Raw genomic sequence first — 5,426 nt, forward strand, 5'->3', positions numbered from 1 at the left:
CTGGCGGCGGCGGCGCTGTACTTCGGCACGCTGCTGGCGCTGGGCGTGCGGGTGCGGCACTTCGCGCGCCGCGGCTGAAGCGGTTCCGGTAGGACGCCGCCTACAGGGCGTCGCGCCAGCGTCCGGCCGACAGGCCGGAGCCGGCTGCCTACAGTGCTTCCAGGTCGCAGCGCATGCGCGGTGGCCTCGCAGAACCGAACCCAACCGGCACCCAAGCACACCGAGGAGAAGCCCATGAACACCGCCCGTTCCACGTTCGCCGTGATGGCCCTGAGCACTCTGTTCGCGCTGGCCGCCTGCCAGCCCGCCGAAGGCCCGGCCGAGCGCGCCGGCAAGCAGATCGACAACGCCGCCGAGAAGGTGGGCGATCAGGTCGAGAAGGCCGGCGACAAGATCAAGGACGCCACCAAGGAAGCGAAGAAGGAACTGAGCAACTGAGGCTGCGCCCGGGCGGCGGGCCGGGGTCGGCTCGCCGCCGCTGACGATCCGCTCTAGACTCGGTGCATGCCCGCACCGTTTTCCGTCGAGGTGCCCACCGCGCTCGAGCATTTCGCCGCGTTGGTGGCCGACGACGCCAGCCTCTCGCTCACCGAGGCCGCCATCTCGATCGCCCAGGACGAGCACCCGTTGCTCGACAGCCAGTCGGTGCTGGCGGAACTCGATGCGCTGGCCGATCGGCTCAAGCGCCGCATCCCGGCCGACGCGCCACCGGTCCAGAAGCTGCGCTTCCTGAACCGCTATTTCTTCCAGGAGCTGGGTTTCGCCGGCAACCTGAACGACTACTACGCCAGCGGCAACAGCTATGTGCACGAGGTGCTGCGCACCCGCTGCGGCATCCCCATCTCGCTCGCGATCATCTATCTCGAGTTCGCCGGACAGGTGGGGCTGACCGCGCGCGGGGTGTCCTTCCCCGGCCACTTCCTGGTCAAGGTGAGGATGCCGCAGGGCGAGGTGATCCTCGATCCCTTCTCCGGGCAGTCGCTGTCGCGCGACGAACTCGACGAGCGCCTGGTGCCCTACAAGCGGCGCCAGGGCCTGCAGGGCGAGTTCGACATGCCGCTGGGCCTGTTCCTGCAGGCGGCGTCGCCGCGCGAGGTGCTCGCGCGGCTGCTGCGCAACCTGAAGGAGATCCACCGCGCGTCCGAGGACTGGCCCCGCCTGCTGGCGGTGCAGCAGCGGCTGGTGCTGCTGCTGCCGCGCGAATGGGACGAGCGGCGCGATCGTGGCCTGACCCAGGCCGAACTGGGCGTCTGGGAGGCCGCTGCCGACGACCTGGACGCGTATGTGGCGCACAGCCCGCAGGCCGAGGACCGGCGCGCGATCGCCGAGCGCGCAGCCGAGTTGCGGGCGCAGGGCCGGCCGCGCCTGCACTGATCCGCCGCGGAGCGATCCCGGCACGGCCGGGGCGCCCCATAAAATCCGTCTTTCGCCGGAGCGGCCCGCCAGGCAGGGGCCGCCCACTTGCCGACGCCGGCTGCGCGTCGCCCGCCTCGTCGCCCGTTCACGACCTCACCCATGACCCTGACCGCCGCCCAAAAGCAGAGCCTGGCCTGGCTCGTCATCGGAGCTGCGCTGGCGCTCGCGCTGTGGTTGCTGGGGCCGGTGCTCACGCCTTTCGTCATCGCCGCGGTGCTGGGCTATGCGCTCAACCCGCTGGTCGACGGGCTGACGCGCCGGCGCGTGCCGCGGCCGCTGGCCGCCCTGCTGGTGGAGGTGCTGGCCCTGCTGGTGCTGCTGGCGGTGCTGTTGCTGATCGTGCCCATCTTCGTGAAGGAGCTGCCGGTGCTGCGCGACCAGATCCCGGAGCTGCTGACGCGGCTGGATCGCTGGTTGCAGCCGACGCTGGCGCGCTTCGGCGTCGACGTGTCGCTCGACGTGGCCAGCATCAAGGCCTTCATCCTCGGCCACGTGGGCGACAACACTGAGAGCTGGATCGCCACCGCGCTGGATTCCCTGCGCATCGGCGGCAGCTTCATGCTGGGCCTGCTGGGCGGCGCGGTGCTGCTGCCGCTGGTGCTGTACTACGTGCTGGTCGATTGGCCGCAGATCGTGGCCCGCGTGCAGGCGCTGGTACCGCCGCGCCGTCGCCCCGGCTTCGACAGTTTCATGGGCGACTGCGATCGCATGCTCGGGCAGTACCTGCGGGGCCAGCTGCTGGTGATGGGCATCCTGGCGGCCTTCTACAGCATCGGCCTGGCGCTGTTCGGCTTCGACCTGGCCCTGCCGGTGGGCGTGTTCACCGGCGTCGCGGTGTTCATCCCCTACGTGGGCTTCGGGCTCGGCCTGGCGCTGGCGCTGCTGGTCGGCCTGCTGCAGTTCGGCGGGCTGTACGGCATCGTCGCGGTGGCGGTGGTCTACGGCCTGGGCCAGGTGGTCGAGAGCTTCTACCTCACGCCGCGGCTGGTCGGCGAGCGCATCGGCCTGCACCCGATCACCGTCATCTTCGCGCTGTTGGCCTTCGGCCAGCTGTTCGGCTTCATCGGCGTGCTGGTGGCGCTGCCGGTCAGCGCGGTCGGCGTGGTGGCCTTCCAGCGCCTGAAGGCGCTCTACCTCAGCAGTCCGCTGTACCAGGGGTGATGCCGTCCGCATGAAGCAACTGCCCTTGCAGCTCGGGCCCGGCCCGGTGCAGAGCTTCGAGAACTTCGCGGTGGGCGCCAATGCGGCGGCCGTCGGCGCCGTGCGCGCGGCATCGGCCTCGCCGACCCCGCTCTACCTGTGGGGGCCGGCCGGTGCCGGCAAGACCCACCTGCTGCGTGCGCTGGCCCGCGAGGCGGCGGTGCAGGGCCGGCGCGTCGGTGCCTTCGGTCCGTCGCTCGAGACGCCCTGGACCTGGGGCGAAGGCGTCGACCTGGTGCTGCTCGACGGCTGCGACGACTTCGACGCTGCCCGGCAGCACGCCGCCTTCGCGCTGTTCGTCGAGGCCGCGACGCACCGTGTGCCGGTGGTCGCGGCCGGGCGCCTGCCGCCGGTCGACCTGCCGGTGCGCGAGGACCTGCGCACGCGCCTGGGCTGGGGGCCGGTGTTCCAGCTGCTGCCGCTCTCCGAGGCGGAGATGCGCGTCACGATGCAGCGCGAGGCAGGCCGCCGCGGCATCGCGCTGTCGGACGACGTGACGGGCTATCTGCTGACCCGTTTCGCGCGTGATCTCGGCTCGCTGATGGCGCTGCTGGACGCGCTGGACGAATTTGCGCTCAGCGAGCAGCGCGCGGTCACCGTGCCCCTGCTCAAGCGCATGCTGGCCGAGCAGACCACGAAGGAAGGTGCATGAATCTCTGCCTGTTCGATCTCGACCACACGCTGCTGCCGCTGGATTCCGACCACGCCTGGGGCGAGTTCGTCGTGGCGCTGGGCTGGGCCGACGGTCCCGAGCAGCGGCGCGCCAACGACGCCTTCTATGCGCAGTACCAGGATGGCACGCTCGACATCGCGGCGTACGTCGAGTTCGCCACCCGCGCATGGCGCGGGCGCCCGGCCGCCGAGCAGGCGGCAGCCCACGATCGCTTCATGCGCGAGCTGATCCGCCCGGCGATCCGGCCCGAGGCGCTGGCACTGGTGCGCGAGCACCAGCAGCGTGGGGAGCTGACGGCCATCGTCACCGCGACCAACGAGTTCGTCACCCGGCCGATCGCGGCAGCTTTCGGCGTCGAGACGCTGATCGCGGTGGAACTCGAGCGCGACGCGGCCGGCGCCGTCACCGGCCGCATCCACGGCACGCCGTCGTTCCGCGAGGGCAAGACGGTGCGTGTGCAGCAGTGGCTGCACGGCCTGGGCCGGCGTGTGCAAGACTCCGAGCGCGTCACCGTCTACAGCGACTCGACCAACGACCTGCCGCTGCTCGAACTCGCGACCCACCCGGTCGCGACCAACCCCTCGCCGGCGCTCGAGGCGATCGCCCGTGAACGCGGGTGGCCCCTACTGAAACTGTTCCCATGATCAAGAGACTCATCAACAAGTTGCTCGGCAAGGGCGACGACGGCGAACCCAGCGCCGCCCGCCCCGGCAAGGGCCAGGCCAAGGCCGGCAAGCGCGTCGAGGTGGCGCAGGCCGAGCACGGCATCGACCCGGCGCTGGTCGACGACCGCGCGCTGAAGGTGGTGGCCACGCTGCACGAGGCCGGCTACGAGGCCTACATCGTCGGCGGCGCGGTGCGCGACATGATGCTGGGCCTGCGGCCCAAGGACTTCGACGTCGCCACCAACGCCACGCCGGAGCAGGTCAAGGGCCTGTTCCGCCGCGCCTTCATCATCGGGCGGCGCTTCCGCATCGTGCACGTGGTCTACGGCCGCGGGCGCGAACACGAGGTCATCGAGGTGTCGACCTTCCGCGCCTACCTCGACGCGGCCGCGGCCGAGCAGGTGGCCGGCAACGAGAAGACCTCCAAGGCCGAGCTGTCCGGCAAGAGCCACGTGGTGGACGCCAGCGGCCGCGTGCTGCGCGACAACGTCTGGGGCCCCAGCACGAAGACGCCGCGCGGCGCGACTTCACCGTCAACGCGCTCTACTACGACCCGCAGACGCAGATCGTGGTCGACTACCACGGCGGCATCGCCGACGCGAAGAAGCGCGTGCTGCGCATGATCGGCGACCCGGTCACGCGCTACCGCGAGGACCCGGTGCGCATCATCCGAGTGGTGCGCTTCGCGGCCAAGCTGGGCTTCGAGATCGAGCCCAAGACGCGCGCGCCGATGCGCGACTGCGCGGCCCTGCTCGAGGCGGTGCCGATCTCGCGGCTGTTCGACGAGATGATCAAGCTGCTACAGACCGGCCATGCGCTGGCCTCGATCGCCCAGTTGCGCAAGCAGGGTCTGCTCGGGTCAGGCCCCGACGCGCCGGGCATCTTCCCGCTGCTCGACGCGGTGCTGGCCGACGCCGGGCGCAACCCGGCCCGCGCCGCCTTCATCGACGCCGCGCTGGCCGACACCGACCGCCGGGTCGGCGAGGACAAGCCGGTCGCACCGAGCTTCCTGCTCGCCTGCCTGCTGTGGCACGAGGTGCTGGTGGGCTGGGAGCGCGCCAAGGCCCAGGGCGAGCCACCGTTCCCGGCGCTGCAGCTGGCGATCGACGGCGTGTTCGACATGCGCATCGGCGACATCTCGGGCCGCGGCAAGCTCGGTACCGACATGCGCGAGATCTGGATGATGCAGCCGCGCTTCGAGCGCCGCAGCGGCAGCACGCCGCTGAGCCTGGTGGAGCAGCCGCGCTTTCGCGCCGGCTTCGACTTCCTGCGCCTGCGCGCCGACACCGGCGAGGTGGAGCCCGAGCTGGCCGAGTGGTGGGAAGACTTCTCGCTCGGCGACGACGAGGAGCGCCGCGCCCTGCTCGAGCTGGCGCGCGAGCAGGACCAGGGCCGTCGTGCGGCTGGCGGCAGCATGGGCCGCAGCGGCGGACATCACACCGGCGGCGGCGGCGAATCCGCTCCGGCCGGCG

Annotated in this window: 5 protein-coding genes and 1 pseudogene; all 6 read left to right on the forward strand. The window is 71.4% G+C overall.

What is annotated here, in order from left to right:
- The first annotated feature begins 234 nt into the window (after window positions 1-234).
- On the forward strand, window positions 235-438 hold the full coding sequence (locus tag x551_RS17980) for a hypothetical protein (protein ID WP_036234115.1): 204 nt from the start codon (window positions 235-237) through the stop codon (window positions 436-438).
- 66 nt (window positions 439-504) lie between these two features.
- A complete protein-coding gene (locus x551_RS17985; RefSeq protein WP_036234113.1) occupies window positions 505-1,374 on the forward strand; it encodes a tetratricopeptide repeat protein in 870 nt (289 codons plus the stop codon).
- Between the two features lie 141 nt (window positions 1,375-1,515).
- Window positions 1,516-2,577 carry an AI-2E family transporter gene (locus x551_RS17990; protein WP_011830599.1) on the forward strand — a complete coding sequence of 354 codons (1,062 nt, stop codon included), beginning with the start codon at window positions 1,516-1,518 and terminating at the stop codon, window positions 2,575-2,577.
- 10 nt (window positions 2,578-2,587) lie between these two features.
- The gene (hda, locus tag x551_RS17995; protein ID WP_036234110.1) at window positions 2,588-3,268 is read left to right on the forward strand and encodes a DnaA regulatory inactivator Hda; all 681 of its coding nucleotides are present in this window, start codon (window positions 2,588-2,590) and stop codon (window positions 3,266-3,268) included.
- A complete protein-coding gene (locus x551_RS18000; protein ID WP_036249881.1) occupies window positions 3,265-3,933 on the forward strand; it encodes an HAD family phosphatase in 669 nt (222 codons plus the stop codon). Before hda ends, x551_RS18000 begins: the two co-directional genes overlap by 4 nt.
- Window positions 3,930-5,426, forward strand: a pseudogene (gene pcnB, locus x551_RS18005) (polynucleotide adenylyltransferase PcnB); the annotation flags it as partial. The gene x551_RS18000 and the pseudogene pcnB, both read left to right, overlap by 4 nt.

Source organism: Methylibium sp. T29, assembly GCF_000576205.1.
GTDB lineage: Bacteria > Pseudomonadota > Gammaproteobacteria > Burkholderiales > Burkholderiaceae_C > Methylibium > Methylibium petroleiphilum.